Source organism: Roseinatronobacter monicus, assembly GCF_006716865.1.
GTDB lineage: Bacteria > Pseudomonadota > Alphaproteobacteria > Rhodobacterales > Rhodobacteraceae > Roseinatronobacter > Roseinatronobacter monicus.
Window position 1 is genome coordinate 2915829 of sequence record NZ_VFPT01000001.1, and the last position, 18003, is coordinate 2933831.

Below are 18003 nucleotides of genomic sequence, written 5' to 3' on the forward strand. Positions count from 1 at the left end.
ATCGCCCTGCTCCGTCCTTTGCAAGGGGCGTTTCATGACCATTTTGCAAATCAGGTCGAAAAATTCACTGCTCGCCCGGAAGCCAGATGCGGAATTCCGTGCCCTCGGCATCTGACCGGATAAGTTCCAGCACGCCGCCGTGACCGCGCACCAGTTCTGCCGCAATCGCCAACCCGAGGCCGACGCCCCCCTTGCGCGCCCCCCCCTGAAAAGCCTCGAACAAATGTTCGCGGGCTTTGGCGGGCAGGCCCGGCCCGGAATCGCCGATACGGATCGCAACGCCGGGCTTTTCGTCTTGGACCGAGCGTTTGGCCAGTATCTCGATAACACCGGGTTGCTTGGTTGCCTCGATGGCCTGACGCGCATTGCGCACCAGATTGCTAAGAACACGGAAAATTTGTTCGCCATCGGCATGGATGGTCAGATCGGCGGGCAGATCCGTCAGGAAGGAAATATCGGCACTGTCCGCAATCGCCAGCTTCTCACTTTCCACCACATCTTCGACCACGGCAGCCAGACGCAGCCGCGCAAGCTTGGGCGGTGCTTCTTCTGCCTTGCCAAAGGCCAGCGTTGATTCGCACAGGTTAATTGCCCGCGACAACGACCCCACCAGCTTTGGCACGGCCCGTTTGACGCTGGGGTCTTTGCTCATCTCCATGCGATCCGCGAGCATGGACGCGGTGGTCAGCATATTGCGCAGATCGTGGCTAATCCGCGCGACCGAGCCCCCAAGCTGCACAAGCCGGTTTTTCTGCCGCAACAGCCCTGTCAGATCCGTCTGCATCTGGTGCAAGGCTTCCTCTGCCTGTCTGATCTCGCGGATAGTGGAGCGGGGCACGATAATGCGGTTGGCATCTTGCGGGGACTCGGCGTAGGCGGACATTGACCGGATCACGCGTTGCATCGGGGCCACAACCAGCGCCTGAATCGACAAATACAGCAAAAGCGCCGTAAAGCCGGAAATCAGCAGCGACAGCAGCAAAATCCGTTTGCCGTATTCCCAAAGCTCTGTCTGTAGATTGGCGGTATCCAGCGTAATCTCGATCAACAAGCCCGCCTGTTGCACCGGATCACCGATAACACGGATGATCCGCGGGTCATTGCCGCGCATTTCATTCAGCGCATCGCGCATCAGAGCAAAGGCATTGGCGTCGCGCAGATCATATGTCGCTTCGATCTGTCCGGGGATGGGCGAGGAGAGAATCAATTCGCGCACTGCGTCGCGGCGCAGCACGACGTTATAGACACCTGCATTTTCCAGCAGCTCGCCCGCCAGCTCCCCCGCGATGGACCCATCAGACGCAAGCAGGGCAAGCGAGGCTATTTGCGCCCGTTCAAGGCGCGCCAGAAGATACTCTTCGCGGTAACGTGACACAGAGGGCACAAAAATCAGAACCTCTGCCAGCATCACGAAGATGACGACAAGCCAAAGAAACCGCGCTGACAAGCTATTTGAGATCATACCCTTACCTAGCGCATGCAGGTCAGGGCAACCACCTCTGAACCATCCTGACAAAACGCTTCACGTTTATGCTATCAAAGAGTTTCGGTGAAAAATAGGCCCCTGCTGCACGTTTGCCGATTTCCGCCAATGTCGGGTAGGGAAAGACAGTGCCCGCAATCGCGCTCAGCTTCAGATTGTTGGCGATTGCCAGCGCGTAGGGGGCGATAAGCTCTCCTGCCTGCGCGCCCACGATTGTCACACCCACGGGCCGCCCGCGCACGGCCATCAACTTTATGAACCCGGTTGTCGCGCCTTCGGCCTGCGCGCGGTCAATCTGGTCATAGCCGATTTTGTGAATGCTGACTTGCCCCCCATACTGCTTGCGCGCGGCTTGCTCGGTCAGCCCGATATGCGCCAGTTCAGGTTCGGTAAAGGTGACATGGGGAATGTGATCGTGCCGCGCTTTCGCAGGCAACCCGAACAGCATGGACCGGATGATCACCCCGGCATGATACCCCGCCAGATGGGTGAACTGCCCCTGCCCGGCCACATCGCCAATCGCATGCACGCGCCGGTTGCTGCTGCGCAATCTGGCATCGACAGTGACGCCTGCCTTTGTGTGGCGAATGCCTGCCTTGTCCAGATCCAGCCGTTCCACATTGGGCGCACGCCCGACCGCGACCAACAGATGCGTGCCCACGAAAATCGTACCGCCCTTGACCTGCACCTCAATCGCACCGGCACGACCCGAGACTTGCTCGACCTGCGCCTGCTCGACGATTTCGATCCCTTCGCCGCGCAATTGCTCCAAGACAACGCGGGCGGCGTCCGGGTCGTCACGGCCCAAGGCTGCGGCCCCCTCAATGACAGTGACCCTTGCGCCAAGGCGTCTGTGTGCCTGCGCCATCTCCAGCCCGATGGGACCCGCGCCGATGATCAGCAGATGGCTGGGGCATTCGGACTGCTCGAACAGGGTTTCATTGGTCATGTAGGGCACATCCTCCAGCCCCTTGATCGGCGGCACGAATGCGCGGGACCCTGTGGCAATCACGAAGCGGCGCGCTGTGATCGCCACGCCGTCTACCTCGACCGTGTCGGCGCTGGTGAAGCGGGCAAACCCCTGAATGACCTGCACGCCCAAGCCCTCGAACCGTTCTACCGAATCGTGCGGCGCGATTGTGGCGATGGTGGCCTTTACATGGGCCATTGCCGCCGAGAAATCTGCCGCGCGCGCGGGACCACCGCGCGCCTTGACCGCCTTGGCCTGCGACAGCAGCGCCTTTGACGGGACACACCCATAGTTCAGGCAATCGCCCCCCATCTTGTGCCCCTCAATCAGGACCACGCGCGCGCCCATCTGCACGGCCCCTGCGGCCACCGACAACCCGCCAGAGCCGCCCCCGATGACACAGATATCTGTCTTGATCTTGCTCATGCTCATATCTCACGCTCCTTGCCGCGCAGTGTTTTCAGTATGGTCGGCAACAGCGACAACGCCGCCAGCCCCAGCAGCGGCCCCAGAATATGCAGTTCGAATATTATGCCCAGATCAGGGGTTTCATCGCGGGCAAACACCTCGCCCAATCCGGCCCCGACCCATGTATAGATCAACCCGCCCGGCATAATGCCCAGAAAGGTCGACGCCGCGAAGACCGATGTGCGCACCCCGATCAGCGCAGGAATGACATTCATCACAAAGAACGGCAACACCGGCATAAGCCGCAGCGAGAACAGCACCGGAAACTCATTCGCGCGGATCGCCAGTGTCAGGCGTTTCACGCGTCCGTCGCTTGCTTCGATCTTCGCCGCCAACGACCGGCCAAACCCCGCCCGCACTGCCCAGAAAATCAGCACCGCCCCGACGGTCGCCGCGAAGACATTGAACAAAGCCCCCGGGAATAACCCGAACAGGAACCCCCCCGTCAGCGTGGCCGCCGTGGCACCGGGCAAGGAAAAACTGACAATCGCAATATAGGCAAGGATGAACCCGCCTGCCGTCAGCAGATAGTGGCTGTCCCGAAAGGCAATCAGCGCAGCCCTGTTTTCGCGCAGCGCCTCGAATGAAAGGTATTCGCGCAGCACGAGCGTGCCAAGAATGGCGACACATGCTATGATAATGATCGGCAGTCGCTGGCGCCACCGCGCTGCGAGTGTAAGGGGCTTTGTCACGCGACCTGTCCTTTTTGTTATTTTACATTGCGGGTTACGTATGAAAGCCCAAGGTGTTTCTTGTTTTCTTCCATTATCACGCGGCCTTGATCAGATTCGAGGGAAACAGCAGAATTGTTACAGTTTTCTGTGCGATCCATACCATCATCCGGGTTTTTCAAGGAATTGCGAATTGACTTGCGCAGGCGTGGGCGGTATGCGGCGGACCTGAATTAGGACTGGCAGCCGAATCCGGTAGGATGCGCGTTTGCCCGAATACAAGGAACGGAGCGATGAAACGCACCTATCAGCCCAGTAATCTGGTGCGCAAGCGCCGCCACGGCTTTCGCGCACGCATGGCCACCAAAGCAGGTCAGAAAATTCTGAATGCACGTCGTCGCATGGGCCGTAAAAAGCTGTCGGCGTAAACATATGGCCTGCGTCAGCGGGCCAGAGGTCAGCATAATGGAACCGCCAGTTGTAGATGTGGAAAGGCAAAGCGCCAAACCCACAGAAGCACCGGCGGCTTCTTGCTGTCCGAAACTTCAAACACTGAAGAAACGCGCCGACTTTCTGCGCGCGGCCAGAGCAAAGCGCCTGCCATGCGCGGCATTCCTATTGCAGGCGCGCCGGCGCGAGCCGGACACGGCATCTGGCCTGCGGGTTGGCTTCACCTGCTCCAAGAAAGTGGGCAACGCCGTTGCCCGCAACCGCGCCAAACGCCGCCTGCGCGCGATGGCACGCAAGCTGTTGGTAACACACGGGCGCGAGGGGTGGGATTACGTGCTGGTCGGCAGGCCCAAGGCCACCGCCACCCACGATTTCGCGGCCATGTGCAATGATCTGGAAGCGGCGCTGAAAAAGTTGCATGGGGGTGCGCAATGACACCTCTGGCTTGGGTCGTCTCGCTGCCTGTGCGGTTTTATCGGGTCGTGTTCAGCCCTTGGGTCGGACATGGGTGCCGTTTTCAGCCCACCTGCTCTGCCTATGCAATGGAAGCGCTGGAACGGCATGGCGCGATCAAAGGCACATGGCTGACCATCCGGCGGATCGGGCGCTGCCATCCTTGGGGCAGTTCCGGCTATGACCCTGTGCCGGGCACCGCGTCTGAAACCACGTCTGAACAGGATGCCCCGCGCAAGACAGCCGGGAATGAGGACGAAAGGTGATGCGTCATGCTTGATAAAACCTCTGATATCCCGCTGATCCTGCAAGGCGCGCCCGACACGACCGAATTTCGCAAACTGCGCAAACGCATCATCCGCGAAACCCGCGCTGTGCTAGACCAATATGGCATGGTGGAACCCGGCGCGCGCTGGCTGGTCTGCCTGTCTGGCGGCAAGGACAGCTACACATTGCTGGCGGCATTGATCGAGCTGAAATGGCGCGGCCTGCTGCCGGTCGAGTTGTTGGCCTGCAATCTCGATCAGGGCCAGCCTGGCTTTCCTGCGACAGTCCTGCCAGAGTTTCTGACGCGAATGCAGATCCCCCACCGAATCGAGTATCGGGACACCTATTCGATTGTCATGGACAAGGTGCCCGCAGGGCGCACCTATTGCGCGCTGTGTTCGCGGCTGCGGCGCGGCAACCTGTACCGAATCGCCCGCGAAGAAGGGTGCTCGGCCGTGGTGCTGGGCCATCACCGCGACGATCTGCTGGAAACTTTTTTTATGAATCTGCTCCACGGCGGACGACTGGCGACAATGCCGCCGAAACTGGTCAATGAGGATGGCGACCTGTTCGTCTATCGTCCTCTCGCCTTTGTGTCCGAGGAGGATTGCGACCGCTTTGCGCGCGCCATGGGCTATCCGATCATTCCGTGCGATTTGTGTGGCAGTCAGGACGGATTGCAGCGTATGCAGGTCAAGGCGCTGCTGAATGACTGGGAAAAGCGGATGCCGGGGCGGCGCAATATCATGTTTCGCGCGCTGATGAACATTCGCCCCTCGCATATGCCCGACCCCGAACTTTTTGACTTTCTTTCGCTTGCAACTGCGTCGAACCCCGGCCCTGACCCGAAAACTCCGCTGGATTTAGACGCGATGTGATGACGCGCCGACCAAATTCAGGGGAAAATCGCTTGACCTTTGGGCGGGGCTTCTGTTGAACCGGGCGCGACCCTTGACTGACAGGAATCGGCCAATCCATGGACGAACAGAACCGCAATTTGCTGATGGCTTTCGCCCTGAGCCTTATGGTGCTCGTGGCGTGGATGTGGATGTTTCCACCCCCTGAACCCACACCAACCGAAACTGCCGATGTAACCGAACTGCCCATCGCACCGGGCGGAGAGGCGCAATCTATGGCCGAGGCAGAGCAAACCGATGCCACCGAAGACTTGCCCCGCATCGAGATTGACACGCCACGCCTGACCGGCTCGATCAACCTGCGCGGTGGGCGGATTGATGAATTGTCGCTGAAGGATTACCGCGAAACTGTCGATCCCGGCGCGGACATTGTCCAGTTGCTCAAGCCCGAAGATGACAATGAAGCATTCTACGCGCTGTATGGCTGGCGGCCCGGACGCGACATGAGCTGGGACGATGTCCCCGGCGCGAATACCGCGTGGGAACAGGTTGAAGGCACGCGCCTGTCACCCGGCGCACCGGTCACGCTGGCATGGACCAACGATGATGGTCTGCGCTTCACCCAACGCTTCGAGATTGACGAGAACTACATGTTCTCGGTCACCCAAGGGGTCGAGAATGCCAGCAACACCACCGCGCGCATGGCCCCCTATGGCCTGATCTCGCGGCATGGAGAGCCTTCGGACCTTGAGAACTTCTTTATCAGCCACGAGGGCTTTATCGAGGTTGCTGACGGACGCCTGAACGAAGATAAATACAGGGCCGTACGCGATTTCCGCGTAAGCGAGCGCGAAAACACAAATGCGCGCGTGACTGAAGTTGCCGAAAATGGCTGGCTGGGGATTTCCGACAAATACTGGATGGCAATGCTCATCCCGCAGCCCGGACAACCGTTTTCCGCAGTGTCGCGCTATATCCCTTCGCGTGATGTCTACCAGACCCGCGCCGATCTTCCGACGCTGACCGTCGGGCCCGGCGAAAGCGATCAGGTCCAGACCATGCTGTTTGCCGGTGCCAAGGAATGGACCGTCATTCGCAACTATGAACGCGAAATGGGCATCGACCGCTTTATCGACGCCATTGACTGGGGCTGGTTCTTCTTCCTGACCAAACCCATTTTCGCAACGCTGTATTTCATCAACGGCATCATCGGCAATATGGGCTGGTCCATCGTCACGCTGACGCTGCTGATCAAGGCCGTTTTGCTGCCACTGGCATGGAAATCCTATGTCAGCATGGCCAAGATGAAAGAGTTGCAGCCCGACATGCTGGCGATCAAGGAACGCGCGGGCGACGACAAGCAAAAGATGCAGCAGGAGATGATGAAGCTGTACAAGGAAAAGAAGGTGAACCCCGCTGCGGGTTGCCTGCCGATCCTGTTGCAGATTCCGATTTTCTTCTCGCTCTACAAGGTGATCTTCGTCACGTTGGAATTGCGTCATGCGCCGTGGTTTGGGGTGTTCAACGACCTGTCCGCCCCTGACCCGACCTCGATCATGAACCTGTTTGGGTTGCTGCCTTGGGCCGCACCACACCCCGAAAGCATCCTTGCGATGGTGTTTATCGGCATTCTGCCCATTCTGCTGGGCGTGTCGATGTGGCTGCAAATGAAGCTGAACCCAACCCCCACAGAGCCAATTCAGCAGGCTGTCATGACATGGATGCCGTGGATTTTCATGTTCATGCTGGGCTGGTTTGCGTCGGGTCTGGTTCTGTACTGGATCGCCAACAACGTGATCACCTTCACGCAGCAATATTCGATCATGGCGATGAATGGCAGTCGGCCTGATCTGCTGGGCAATATCGGCGTGAAGAAAAAGAAAGGCTAGGCATATGGGATGGCGGCTTGCGCACATCTTCCGCCATCCCATCAAGGCGCATGGCCGCGAGGAGTTGCCCTCGGTCACGCTGACCGAAGGGCGCTGCCTGCCCTATGATCGGCATTGGGCCGTGGCGCACGAAGCCGCCACCTTGATGCCCGGCTGGAATGCCTGCATGAACTTTACCCGCGGGGCCAAGACCCCCACATTGCAGGCGATCAACGCGCAGTTTGACGACGGGACGGGCCAGTTGACGCTGACCCATCCAGCACTTGCACCCCTCACCTTCGCCCCCGACACCGCCGAGGGGCGGGGCGAATTTCTGGCATGGGTCGCCCCCTTGATGGATGGCGGGCGCGCACAGCCCAAGCGACTGGTCAGCGCCGGGCGCGGCATGACGGATACGGATTTTGAATCCGTCTCGATCCTGAACATGGCCTCAAACCGCGCGCTGGGGCAACGCATCGGTTATGATCTAGGGCTGGACCGCTGGCGTGGCAATCTGTGGCTGGACGGGCTGGCACCGTGGGAAGAGTTTGATCTTATTGGCCGCGAGGTGCAGATCGGTGCGGTGCGGCTGAAAATCATGGAGCGGATCGGGCGGTGTCGGGCCACAATGGTGGATTGCGCCACCGGCAAGATCGACGTCAACACCCTTGATGCCCTAGAAGACGGCTATGGCCATACCGATTTCGGGGTCTATGCCATTGTCACACAATCCGGCGCTGCCCATGCGGGCGACCCGGCGGAGATTGCCGCATGAGCACCCTGCCCTTTCCCATTGCCGAAGACCCGGATGCCTTTGCGCTGGAGGCAGGCCGCAAATTGCTGACCAGCGAGGTAGAGTTCCTCAAGGGGGTGGTCGCTATGGATGGCCTGCCCCCCGCTGACCGGCTGGAAGTCTGTTTTGCGGGCCGCTCGAATGTGGGAAAATCCAGCCTGATCAATGCGCTGACCGGTCGGCGCGCCATTGCGCGCACATCGAACACACCGGGGCGCACGCAGGAAATCAACTATTTCACCGCAGGCGACAACCGCTATCTGGTCGATCTTCCGGGCTATGGCTTTGCAAAAGCGCCGCTGCCCGTGGTGGCAAAGTGGCAAAACCTGCTGAAATCCTATCTCTCTGGCCGCGCCAATCTGCGCCGCGCCTTTTTGCTGGTCGATATGCGCCACGGCGTAAAGGATGTTGACGCCGAGATCATGCGATTGCTGAACCAATCCGCCGTGACCTTTCAGGTTGTGCTGACCAAGGCCGACAAACTCAGCACTGCCGATCAGGACAAGACACTGGCGCAAGTGCGCACAGCCTTGGCCAAGCATCCCGCCGCCTATCCGGAACTTGTCGTGACCTCGTCCGAAAAGGGCGCGGGCATTCCCACATTGCGCGCGATTATCGCCGGACTGACCTAAATGAAGAAGCAACGCCCCATGACTCAGGACTGGTTTGCCACCGCCCGGACATTGTCCGAGGCCCTTCCCTATCTGCAACGCTACGCCGGCGCGATTGTCGTCATCAAATTTGGCGGCCACGCTATGGGCGACGCTGAAGAAATGGCCAGTTTCGCGCGCGATGTAGTGCTGATGCGTCAGGTTGGCGTAAACCCTGTCATCGTGCATGGTGGCGGGCCGATGATTAACGAGCTGCTGGGCAAGCTGAATATCAAGTCCGACTTCGTGCGCGGCAAGCGCGTGACCGATGCGGCGACAATGGATGTCGTCGAAATGGTGCTGTCGGGTGCGGTGAACAAGCGCATCGTGCAGGCCATACAGAACGAGGGCGGGCGCGCTGTGGGCCTGTCGGGCAAAGATGGCGGCATGGTGACATGCGAAGCAGATGACCCCGAACTGGGCCTTGTGGGCCGCCCTGTGGACGTAAACACCGACCTGCTGCACCATCTGTTCACAGGCGGCTTCATTCCGGTGATCGCCCCCTTGGGCATGGGGCGCACAGGCGAGACGTATAACATCAATGGCGACACCGCCGCAGGTGCCATCGCAGGCGCATTGAAGGCCGACCGCCTGTTGCTGCTGACCGATGTGTCGGGCGTGAAAAATGCCGATGGCGAAGTCGTCACGCAACTCTCCCCCGCCCATGTGCGTGAATTGACAGAGGCGGGCGTGATCGCGGGCGGCATGATCCCGAAAACCGAAACCGCCCTTGCAGCCATTGAGGGCGGCGTGCGCGCTGTCGTCATACTTGATGGCCGCGCGCCCAATGCCTGCCTGCTGGAATTGTTCACCGATCACGGCGCAGGCAGCATCATCCGCGAAACTGCGCCCCAAGTCACACCGCAGGCTTAGGCATATGGCTGGGCTGGACCAGATTGCTGATCTGGCACAGCCCCACGCCTTGGCTGTGATGGGCGCATTCCACAAAGGGGCCGCTCCGCTGCCCGACGGGGTGGAAACACTCGTCATGCTGGGACCGCGAGAGCCGGGCTTTTGGGCCAGCTTCACCCAAAGCGCTGAATACTGTGACACCCGGCCAGACCCGATAGACCGCTGGTCTCGCCGCATCATAGACGGGTTGGCCAGTGACCTTGGCGCGCAGGCCTTCTACCCGTTCGCCACCTCGCCCCCGCACCCATTCTACACATGGGCCAAGGCCACCGGGCGCGCATGGTCCTCGCCGGTGCAGTTTCTGGTGCATGATGTGGCGGGTCTGTGGCTGTCTTATCGCGGCGCATTGGGCTTTGCCACGCGGCTGGACCTGCCCCCTGCGCCCGCACACAGCCCTTGCACCGAGTGCGCGCAGCCTTGCATCACCGCCTGCCCGGTCGGGGCGCTGGTGCAGACAGGCTATGACCTGCCCGCCTGCCACACATTTCTGGATCAACCTGCCGGACAAGGCTGCATGACTGGCGGCTGCATGGTGCGCGCAACCTGCCCGGTATCGCGCACCTATGGCCGCGCCCCCGACCAATCTGCATTTCACATGAGGCACTTTCACAGATGACTTTGCGACTTGTTCTGATCCGCCACGCGAAATCCGACTGGGACAACCCGCTGGAAACCGACCATCAGCGCAAATTAAACGCGCGCGGCAGACGCTCTGCCCCGCTGATCGGGCGCTGGCTGGCGCAAAAGGGCTATCTGCCCCAAGAAGCGCTGGTGTCAGATGCCACCCGCACCCGCGAGACATTTGCCCTGCTCTGCGCCGACTGGCCCACACTGCCGGTGCGGTTTGAACCCGCTCTGTATCACGCCTGCCCCGATGTCATGCTGCGCGCCTTGCGCACGGCCAAAGCGCAAACGGTTCTCATGATCGGCCATAATCCGGGCATCGCAAGTTTCGCCGCCCAGCTGTTGCAGCGGGCCTGCGCGCACCCGGCCTTCGACCGCTACCCGACCTGCGCAACACTTGTGGCAGAATTTGACGCGGCCACTTGGGCAGACGTCAACTATGCAACCGGCACAGCGCTGGATTTCGTGGTTCCCCGAGAGTTGGAGTAACTCACCCCTGCAACGCGAAATACAGCCGCGCTGCATCCAGAAATGTCTGCTTGCGCCCGGCTGTCAGCGCCTCGGCAATCTCGTCGCTGCCCCATTGCTCGACCTGCCAGTCTTCATCAATGCGCGAGGCGTCCCATAACGCCTCTGGCGGCGCGACCTGGTCCAAGACGGCCAGCCCGATAATAAGCGACCCCGTCATCGACACCAGATCATGAAAGGCTGTCAGCTCAAATACGCTCAGCGCCTCCACATCGGCGCGCAGGCTGGCAAGAAGTGCGGGGGGTTGCGGCACATGCACAATTCCCGTGCGCACCACAGGGCGCTGCCCATAGCGGTGTGCGGTCCAGTCAACCAGCGGGTCCCAGGCTTGCGCCTCGCGCGCAATCAGGCCCTCTGGCCCGTCGGCCCGGTAACAGACCAGATCACTGTCACCATAAGCGGTGATCAACTCGGTCACTTCGGCCCGCGCGACACGGACCTTGTCGATGGCAGAGTTTGCCGCACGGGTGATGGGCATGGCGTTCGGGTCCAGCACCTCTGCCTGCGCCTGAAACTCTGCCGCAATCAGCTCGGCAACCGCGGCCGTCGGCACCACCAGAACAGCCTTGCCCGGTGTCTTCACGCTCCGCCCGTCCAGCGTCACGGTAAAGCCCCCCTCGGCGGGGCACACCTCTGCCTGCGCCCAGAACCGCTTTTTCACCCAACCGCTCATGCTGCCCCCTCGCTCCAACATCCCGCCAATGCGGCGGGCAAGGCGTTAAAATCATGGATCACACGCGCCCCAAGCCTGTCGGCGGAATGATACCCCCACCCGACCCCAATACCGCGCATGCCCGCGGCCTGTGCCATCTCCATGTCATAGACCGTATCGCCCACCATCACCGCACGATCCGCCGCGACGCCGGTTTCGCGCAGGCAAGCCTCTAGCATTGAGGGATGCGGCTTGGACGGGTGGTCATCCGCAACCTGAAGGGTCACAAACCGCCCCTCCCAGCCATGCGCCGCCATCAGATGCACCAGCCCGCGCCGCGATTTGCCTGTCGCAATGCCCAAAAGCACAGTGTCGTCGCGCGCCAAGTGTTCCAGCATCTCCTGCGCACCGGGATAGAGCGGCGACAAGGTTTGCGCCCGCATACCCGAATACGCCTCCTTATAGCCCGCGACCAGCCGTTCCCGCGCGGCCACGTCAAGCGCTGGCACCAGCCGCGCCATGGCCTGTGGCAGCGACAGCCCGACAATATCCAGCACTGCAGCGCGGTCTGGCGACGCCAGCCCTAGCCCATCAAAGGCCTGCGCCATGGCCGCCAGAATGTGCGCCTGACTGTCCACCAGCGTGCCATCCACATCGAATACGACCAGTCGCAAACTCAGCTTTCCCCATCAAACGGGTCAGCGGGCACATCGCGCGGGTCCCAGCCAAACAGCTTCCAGCTCTCGGCCATATGCTCGGGCAAGGGGGCGGTCAGCTCCAGCATGGCCCCCGTTACCGGGTGCTCGACCCGCAAGGACCGCGCGTGCAGATGCAGCTTGCGGCTGACCTCACCGCCGATGCCCGCCCCCCAGCCATCGCCCAGATTCTCCTGCGCTGATCCGCCGTATTTGCCGTCCCCCATAATCGGGTGGCCCATCTCGGCCATATGCGCGCGCAACTGATGCGTGCGCCCTGTGATGGGCGACAACGCGACCCATGCCGCACGCCCGCCCAGCCGTTCCAGAACAGCAAAATCCGTCGTCGCGCGCTTGGCGCCCTCGACCTTATCCACCTCGGCAGGGTGAATGCAGCGCATCTTCTCGCTCCCGCGCGCCCCTGCCTTGAGCAGCCCGTAGCGGATCGTGCCTTTCAGCGGCTGCGGCACCCCCGCCACAAGCGCCCAGTAAATCTTGCGCGTCTCGCGGTGCCGGAATGCCTCGGCGAGCCTGCGCGCCACACGCGGCGTGCGCGCCAGCAACAACACGCCGGATGTGTCTTTATCCAGCCGGTGCACCAGAACCGGGCGCTCTTTGTAGTCAAACATCAGCGCGTCGGCCAGACCATCGACATGCCGGTTGCCCTGCCCGCTGCCGCCCTGACTGGGCAGCCCGGCGGGCTTGTTCAGCGCGATGATATGCTGGTCTTTCCACAGCACTGCGGCCTGTATCATCCGCGCATCGGCGGCACTAATGCCGGATTTGGGGCTCGCCAGTTCGGGCATGCTTTCGGGCAAGGGTGGCACGCGCACCTGCTGGCCCGCCTCTACCCGCGTCGAGGCCTTGACCCGCGCGCCATCCACACGAATGTCACCCTTGCGACAGGCCTTTTCGATCAAGCCTTGGGTGATCTGCGGAAACTGGCGCTTGAGCCAGCGATCAAGGCGCTGCGCGCCCTCTTCTTCCCCGACTTGCCGTAGCTGAACTGTGCTCATCTTCATCCCCAATCATCAGCGTCTTCCTTTCCCTGCCAAGGCCGTGATGTCAACCAGATGCACATCACCTCTGCCCTATCCCATGCAGGCATCTGTCCCATTTTCTTGCTGCAAATACTCGCGGGGGTCCGGGGGCGGCAGCCCCCGGCCTCTACCCCTCGCGCTTGGCACGCAGCTTGGCGAAATAGGCCAGTCGTTTGGACAATTCCCGCTCGAATCCGCGCTCGCGCGGCTGGTACAGAACAGGGCGCTTTACACTCTCCGGAAAATAGTTCTGTCCCGAAAACCCGTCCTCGGCGTCATGGTCGTAATCATAGCCCTCGCCATACCCCTGGTCCTTCATCAGCTTTGTGGGTGCGTTCAGAATATGCTTGGGCGGTGGCAGCGATCCGGTTTGTTTTGCCAGTTTCAGTGCGGCTTTCCACGCGACATAACCTGCATTCGATTTAGGCGCGAGGGCCAGATACCCAACCGCTTGCGCAAGGGCCAGATCCCCTTCGGGGCTGCCAAGGCGCTCGTATATCTGCCATGCCTCCAGACAGACGGCCTGCGCCTGCGGGTCTGCCAGTCCGATATCTTCCACCGCCATGCGCGTCAGGCGGCGGGCCAGATAGCGGGGGTCTTCGCCGCCTTCAATCATGCGCGCGAACCAATAGAGCGCGGCATCAGGGTCGGACCCGCGCACCGATTTATGCAAAGCCGAAATCAGATTATAATGCGCATCCCCCAATTTATCATATTGCGCCGCGCGCCGCATCAGGCGCTTTGACAACTCCGTACTGTCCAGCTTTGCGCTCAGGTTCCAGCCCATGACCTGCTCGATCAGATTCAGCGCCGCGCGACCGTCCCCATCCGCCATTTCCAAAAGCGCCTCGCGCGCAGGGCCGTCCAGCGGCAGGGGCCGACCGCAATCCTTTTCCGCGCGTTGCGCCATCAGTTCCAGATCGGCCAGCGTGAACCGCTCCAGCACGATGACCTGTGCGCGCGACAAAAGTGCGGCGTTCAACTCGAATGACGGGTTTTCTGTGGTCGCGCCCACCAGAACAATCGTGCCATCTTCCATATGCGGCAGAAAACTGTCCTGCTGCGATTTGTTGAAACGGTGGATCTCATCCACGAACAAAAGCGTGCCATGCCCGTTCTGGCGACGAATCTTCGCCTGCTCGAACACTTTGCGCAAATCCGGCACACCGGTGAAAATCGCGCTGAGCTGTGTGAAATGCAGCGCCGTTTCATCTGCCAGCAAGCGCGCAATCGTCGTCTTGCCCACACCGGGCGGCCCCCACAGTATCAGTGAGGCCAATTGCCCACTGGCCAGCATCGCCCCCAGCGGCCCGTCCGGCCCCAGCACCTTGTCCTGCCCGATCACCTCGCTCAGGGCCGCTGGGCGCAACCTGTCCGCGAGGGGGCGGGGTGCGCTGTCAGGCGCATCGGTTGAATGATCGAACAGGTCAGGCATTCGCGCAGTCTAGCCCTGTTGCGCGGCATGGGAAAGGGCCGTGCATCACAGCCGGAAGCGCAGCGCCACGCGCCGCCCCTCACGCAGGATTTCGATCTGCCAGTTGCGTGTCTGTTCTTGCGCCAAGGCAATGACATCCTCTGTCGTCTCGACTGCGGTGCCGTTGATGGCCAACAGGACATCACCCACCCGCAACCCCGTGCGCGCCGATATGTCTTCCAGCCCTGTGATCAATATGCCCTGCGCATCTGGCGTCAGGTTGTATTCGGCAATCACCGCCGGATTGATCCGCACTACGGACAGCCCGCGCAAGGCTGTGCGCGCGTCCACGCGCCGGGCCTGACGATCAGGGGTGTCAGGGGCAAGCATCAGATCAATCTGCGCCGTCTCCACGCTGTCGCCACGCCGGTAGCGCAGCTCTGATTGCGCCCCCAAGCCCCGCACCGACAACCGAAACATCATTTCAGGCGCGGAATTGACCGGCGCACCGTCAACACTCAGCACCACATCGCCGCGCACCATGCCTGCCTCGGCAAGTGGGCTGTCGGGGTGAATTTCCAGCAAGATCACCCCCTCTGGCACGCGCTGGTCAAAAGCATCGGCCAGCGAGGCATCAACCGCCTGCGCGGTCACGCCCGCCCATGGCCGCTGGAACCGCTCCTGCCCGTCGCGCGCCTGTTGCACGACCTGCGCCACCAGATTGGCCGGAATGGCAAAGCCGATCCCATGCGACCCGCCCGTGCGCGTGATGATCGCTGTGTTCACCCCGACCAGCCGCCCCTGCATATCGACCAGTGCGCCGCCGGAATTGCCGGGGTTGATCGGCGCGTCCGTCTGGATGAAATACCCCCGCCCCGACCCGACCGCGATACCCGACCGCGCCAGCCCCGAGATGATCCCGCTCGACACGGTCTGACCCACACCAAAGGGATTACCGATGGCAAGCACCAACTCGCCCACTTCGATTGCATCAGAATCTGCAACCTCCAGCTTTGGCAAATCACTTGCATCGCGCAACTTCAGCACGGCCAGGTCGCTTTCCTCATCTGTCAGGATGATATCGGCATCGTATTCGCGGCGGTCATTCAGAACCACGCGTATTTCGGTGGCGTTGCCGACAACATGGAAGTTCGACACGACAATCCCGTCATCGGACAGGATGACGCCAGAGCCAAGCGCGTTTTGCACGCGCGGGGTAACTTGTCCAAAATTGCGAAACAGGTCGCCAAAGAACGGGTCATCCGCAAACGGGCTGCTGCGCTGCGCGACAACACGTTGCGCATAGATGTTGACCACGGCAGGTGCGGATTTGCGCACGACCGGGGCAAAGCTTAGTTGCACTTCGGCTTGCGATTGGGGCACGGTTTCGGCCCGCGCGACGATTGGCGCGGCACAGGCGGCAAGACATAGGATCAAGGTGGCAAGGCGCATATGCAAAGCTCCGATAAACACGCGACGTTCCGCATATAGGGGTCCGGTTGTCTGTGTTTCAACGCAAAAGGCCCGCAACGTCATGCGGGCCTTTATCAATACAGGGGTGTTGCGATCAATCTGCAGCGTTGGCTTCTGCTTCAAGGCGGGCCATATCGGCAGCGCCCTTTGCATTCACATCGCGCTCGACAAATTCGATGATCGCCATCGGCGCCATGTCACCATAGCGAAACCCGGCTTTCAGGACGCGCACATAGCCGCCCTGACGGTCTTTGTAGCGTGGGCCAAGAATTTCGAACAGCTTGGCAACGTGCATGTCCTGCTTAAGCTGCGATGCGGCCTGACGACGCGCATGCAGGTCGCCGCGCTTGGCCAGAGTGATCAACTTTTCGATGATCGGGCGCAATTCCTTGGCTTTGGGCAGGGTGGTCTTGATCTGCTCATGTTCGATGAGCGAGCCTGACATATTCGCAAACAGCGCCTTGCGGTGCTCATGTGTGCGGTTCAGGCGGCGGTATCCTCTGGCGTGACGCATGTCATTTCTCCTTAAACGTCATTTTTACTTTGTCTGGCCAAGGCTGCGTGACCTTGGCTCTCCTTGGGGCGTGACCGCCCGGTCTTGTGCCGGGCGCGGAGGTGACCCCGCGCCCGGCAAATCTTAGAACTGATCTTCGAACCGCTTGGCAAGATCGTCGATATTCTCTGGCGGCCATTCCTCGACATCCATGCCAAGGTGCAGCCCCATGCCGGACAACACTTCTTTGATCTCGTTCAGCGACTTGCGCCCGAAATTCGGTGTGCGCAGCATTTCTGCCTCGGTCTTCTGGATCAGATCGCCAATATACACGATATTGTCGTTCTTCAGGCAGTTGGCCGAACGCACCGAAAGTTCCAGCTCGTCCACTTTCTTCAGCAGCAGCGGGTTGAACTCCAGCCCGTCATCATCATCTTTCGCACCAGCCGATTCCGGCTCGTCGAAGTTGACGAAGATTTGCAACTGGTCCTGCAAAATACGCGCTGCGAAAGCAACCGCATCTTCTGCACTGACCGAGCCGTCGGTTTCCACTTTCATAGTCAGCTTGTCATAGTCCAGCACCTGGCCCTCTCGGGTTGGCTGCACTTCATAGCTGGTCTTCTTGACGGGCGAGAAAATCGCGTCAATCGGGATCAGACCGATTGGCGCATCTTCGGGCCGGTTCTTGTCAGCCGAGACATAGCCCTTGCCGGTATTCACCGTCAGTTCCATGTAGACCGAAGCGCCATCATCAAGGTGACAGATGACCTGATCGCGGTTCAGAACCTCGATCCCTGCCGAGGTCTGGATCTCGCCGGCCGTCACCACACCCGGACCCTGCGCGGAAATCGACAGGCGCTTCGGCCCTTCGACATCCATACGCAAGGATACGGATTTCAGGTTCAGAACGATATCCGTCACATCTTCGCGCACGCCCGGAACGGACGAGAACTCGTGCAGAACATTGTCGATCTGCACAGATGTAATGGCCGCGCCTTGCAGCGACGACATCAGAACACGGCGCAGCGCATTGCCAAGTGTCAGACCAAAGCCACGCTCCAGCGGTTCGGCGATAACAGTTGCCTGGCGCATGGGGTCAGCACCAGGCTTGACCTCCAATTGCGAGGGTTTAATCAATTCTTGCCAGTTTTTATGGATCATGCGTGTCGCCTCCATTCCTGTTGCTGCGCCATGTCCGTAACGCGGCAACGCCCGAGGATCAAAAATGACAAAGTCAGGCCG

General features: G+C 60.8%; 20 protein-coding genes. 10 read left to right on the top strand and 10 right to left on the bottom strand.

What is annotated here, in order from left to right:
* Positions 1-64: 64 nt before the first annotated feature.
* The 3 genes from BD293_RS13875 to BD293_RS13885 are packed head-to-tail and all read right to left on the bottom strand — an operon-like array spanning position 65 to position 3613.
* Positions 65-1462 carry a sensor histidine kinase gene (locus BD293_RS13875; protein WP_142082627.1) on the bottom strand — a complete coding sequence of 466 codons (1398 nt, stop codon included), beginning with the start codon at positions 1460-1462 and terminating at the stop codon, positions 65-67.
* Between the two features lie 22 nt (positions 1463-1484).
* Entirely contained in the window at positions 1485-2879 is a 1395-nt protein-coding gene (locus BD293_RS13880; RefSeq protein ID WP_142082629.1) for a dihydrolipoyl dehydrogenase family protein, read from the bottom strand.
* Between the two features lie 2 nt (positions 2880-2881).
* Complete coding sequence (locus tag BD293_RS13885) at positions 2882-3613, bottom strand: TVP38/TMEM64 family protein (RefSeq protein WP_142082631.1); 732 nt, start codon at positions 3611-3613, stop codon at positions 2882-2884.
* A gap of 272 nt (positions 3614-3885) precedes the next feature.
* Between BD293_RS13885 and rpmH the strand changes: the two genes are divergently transcribed.
* The 10 genes from rpmH (at position 3886) to BD293_RS13935 (ending at position 10955) form a co-directional block, all read left to right on the top strand.
* On the top strand, positions 3886-4020 hold the full coding sequence (gene rpmH, locus BD293_RS13890; protein WP_071479274.1) for a 50S ribosomal protein L34: 135 nt from the start codon (positions 3886-3888) through the stop codon (positions 4018-4020).
* Between the two features lie 37 nt (positions 4021-4057).
* A complete protein-coding gene (gene rnpA, locus BD293_RS13895) occupies positions 4058-4477 on the top strand; it encodes a ribonuclease P protein component (protein ID WP_142082632.1) in 420 nt (139 codons plus the stop codon).
* Positions 4474-4761, top strand: a complete 288-nt coding sequence (gene yidD / locus BD293_RS13900; protein WP_142082634.1) for a membrane protein insertion efficiency factor YidD — start codon at positions 4474-4476, stop codon at positions 4759-4761. Before rnpA ends, yidD begins: the two co-directional genes overlap by 4 nt.
* Before the next feature lie 6 nt (positions 4762-4767).
* Positions 4768-5640 carry a tRNA 2-thiocytidine(32) synthetase TtcA gene (ttcA, locus tag BD293_RS13905; protein ID WP_142082635.1) on the top strand — a complete coding sequence of 291 codons (873 nt, stop codon included), beginning with the start codon at positions 4768-4770 and terminating at the stop codon, positions 5638-5640.
* 98 nt (positions 5641-5738) lie between these two features.
* On the top strand, positions 5739-7508 hold the full coding sequence (gene yidC, locus BD293_RS13910; RefSeq protein ID WP_142082637.1) for a membrane protein insertase YidC: 1770 nt from the start codon (positions 5739-5741) through the stop codon (positions 7506-7508).
* Between the two features lie 4 nt (positions 7509-7512).
* Positions 7513-8262 (top strand): MOSC domain-containing protein, encoded by a 750-nt coding sequence (locus tag BD293_RS13915; protein ID WP_142082639.1) that lies wholly within the window; start codon positions 7513-7515, stop codon positions 8260-8262.
* Positions 8259-8912 carry a ribosome biogenesis GTP-binding protein YihA/YsxC gene (gene yihA, locus BD293_RS13920; protein WP_142082641.1) on the top strand — a complete coding sequence of 218 codons (654 nt, stop codon included), beginning with the start codon at positions 8259-8261 and terminating at the stop codon, positions 8910-8912. The genes BD293_RS13915 and yihA overlap by 4 nt, the downstream gene beginning before the upstream one ends.
* A gap of 18 nt (positions 8913-8930) precedes the next feature.
* Entirely contained in the window at positions 8931-9803 is an 873-nt protein-coding gene (gene argB / locus BD293_RS13925; protein ID WP_246086307.1) for an acetylglutamate kinase, read from the top strand.
* A 4-nt stretch (positions 9804-9807) separates the two neighbouring features.
* Entirely contained in the window at positions 9808-10458 is a 651-nt protein-coding gene (locus BD293_RS13930; protein ID WP_142082644.1) for a ferredoxin, read from the top strand.
* Complete coding sequence (locus tag BD293_RS13935) at positions 10455-10955, top strand: SixA phosphatase family protein (RefSeq protein ID WP_142082645.1); 501 nt, start codon at positions 10455-10457, stop codon at positions 10953-10955. Before BD293_RS13930 ends, BD293_RS13935 begins: the two co-directional genes overlap by 4 nt.
* Before the next feature lies 1 nt (position 10956).
* Here BD293_RS13935 and BD293_RS13940 read toward each other — a convergent pair whose 3' ends face one another.
* From BD293_RS13940 to BD293_RS13970, 7 genes are all read right to left on the bottom strand, one after another.
* On the bottom strand, positions 10957-11667 hold the full coding sequence (locus BD293_RS13940; RefSeq protein WP_142082647.1) for an ATP12 family chaperone protein: 711 nt from the start codon (positions 11665-11667) through the stop codon (positions 10957-10959).
* Entirely contained in the window at positions 11664-12320 is a 657-nt protein-coding gene (locus BD293_RS13945; protein ID WP_425467933.1) for an HAD-IA family hydrolase, read from the bottom strand. Before BD293_RS13945 ends, BD293_RS13940 begins: the two co-directional genes overlap by 4 nt.
* A 2-nt stretch (positions 12321-12322) precedes the next feature.
* Positions 12323-13357 (bottom strand): RluA family pseudouridine synthase, encoded by a 1035-nt coding sequence (locus BD293_RS13950; protein ID WP_142082651.1) that lies wholly within the window; start codon positions 13355-13357, stop codon positions 12323-12325.
* A 151-nt stretch (positions 13358-13508) separates the two neighbouring features.
* Entirely contained in the window at positions 13509-14816 is a 1308-nt protein-coding gene (locus BD293_RS13955) for a replication-associated recombination protein A (RefSeq protein ID WP_142082653.1), read from the bottom strand.
* 45 nt (positions 14817-14861) lie between these two features.
* Complete coding sequence (locus BD293_RS13960; RefSeq protein ID WP_142082654.1) at positions 14862-16247, bottom strand: trypsin-like peptidase domain-containing protein; 1386 nt, start codon at positions 16245-16247, stop codon at positions 14862-14864.
* Between the two features lie 115 nt (positions 16248-16362).
* The gene (rplQ, locus tag BD293_RS13965; RefSeq protein WP_142082656.1) at positions 16363-16782 is read right to left on the bottom strand and encodes a 50S ribosomal protein L17; all 420 of its coding nucleotides are present in this window, start codon (positions 16780-16782) and stop codon (positions 16363-16365) included.
* Positions 16783-16905: 123 nt separating this feature from the next.
* Positions 16906-17922: a DNA-directed RNA polymerase subunit alpha gene (locus tag BD293_RS13970; protein WP_142082658.1), complete on the bottom strand. Its 1017-nt coding sequence runs from the start codon at positions 17920-17922 to the stop codon at positions 16906-16908.
* Between the last annotated feature and the right edge of the window lie 81 nt (positions 17923-18003).

What these genes read in the sequence shown, in the direction of transcription:
- BD293_RS13960 (WP_142082654.1), bottom strand. Translation starts at nt 16,247, where the DNA reads ATGCGCCTTGCCACCTTGATCCTATGTCTTGCCGCCTGTGCCGCGCCA.
- rplQ (WP_142082656.1), bottom strand. Translation starts at nt 16,782, where the DNA reads ATGCGTCACGCCAGAGGATACCGCCGCCTGAACCGCACACATGAGCAC.
- BD293_RS13935 (WP_142082645.1), top strand. Translation starts at nt 10,455, where the DNA reads ATGACTTTGCGACTTGTTCTGATCCGCCACGCGAAATCCGACTGGGAC.
- rnpA (WP_142082632.1), top strand. Translation starts at nt 4,058, where the DNA reads ATGGAACCGCCAGTTGTAGATGTGGAAAGGCAAAGCGCCAAACCCACA.
- BD293_RS13970 (WP_142082658.1), bottom strand. Translation starts at nt 17,922, where the DNA reads ATGATCCATAAAAACTGGCAAGAATTGATTAAACCCTCGCAATTGGAG.
- argB (WP_246086307.1), top strand. Translation starts at nt 8,931, where the DNA reads ATGACTCAGGACTGGTTTGCCACCGCCCGGACATTGTCCGAGGCCCTT.
- BD293_RS13955 (WP_142082653.1), bottom strand. Translation starts at nt 14,816, where the DNA reads ATGCCTGACCTGTTCGATCATTCAACCGATGCGCCTGACAGCGCACCC.
- BD293_RS13950 (WP_142082651.1), bottom strand. Translation starts at nt 13,357, where the DNA reads ATGAGCACAGTTCAGCTACGGCAAGTCGGGGAAGAAGAGGGCGCGCAG.
- yidC (WP_142082637.1), top strand. Translation starts at nt 5,739, where the DNA reads ATGGACGAACAGAACCGCAATTTGCTGATGGCTTTCGCCCTGAGCCTT.
- BD293_RS13940 (WP_142082647.1), bottom strand. Translation starts at nt 11,667, where the DNA reads ATGAGCGGTTGGGTGAAAAAGCGGTTCTGGGCGCAGGCAGAGGTGTGC.
- BD293_RS13880 (WP_142082629.1), bottom strand. Translation starts at nt 2,879, where the DNA reads ATGAGCAAGATCAAGACAGATATCTGTGTCATCGGGGGCGGCTCTGGC.
- yihA (WP_142082641.1), top strand. Translation starts at nt 8,259, where the DNA reads ATGAGCACCCTGCCCTTTCCCATTGCCGAAGACCCGGATGCCTTTGCG.
- BD293_RS13915 (WP_142082639.1), top strand. Translation starts at nt 7,513, where the DNA reads ATGGGATGGCGGCTTGCGCACATCTTCCGCCATCCCATCAAGGCGCAT.
- ttcA (WP_142082635.1), top strand. Translation starts at nt 4,768, where the DNA reads ATGCTTGATAAAACCTCTGATATCCCGCTGATCCTGCAAGGCGCGCCC.
- BD293_RS13930 (WP_142082644.1), top strand. Translation starts at nt 9,808, where the DNA reads ATGGCTGGGCTGGACCAGATTGCTGATCTGGCACAGCCCCACGCCTTG.
- rpmH (WP_071479274.1), top strand. Translation starts at nt 3,886, where the DNA reads ATGAAACGCACCTATCAGCCCAGTAATCTGGTGCGCAAGCGCCGCCAC.
- yidD (WP_142082634.1), top strand. Translation starts at nt 4,474, where the DNA reads ATGACACCTCTGGCTTGGGTCGTCTCGCTGCCTGTGCGGTTTTATCGG.
- BD293_RS13875 (WP_142082627.1), bottom strand. Translation starts at nt 1,462, where the DNA reads ATGATCTCAAATAGCTTGTCAGCGCGGTTTCTTTGGCTTGTCGTCATC.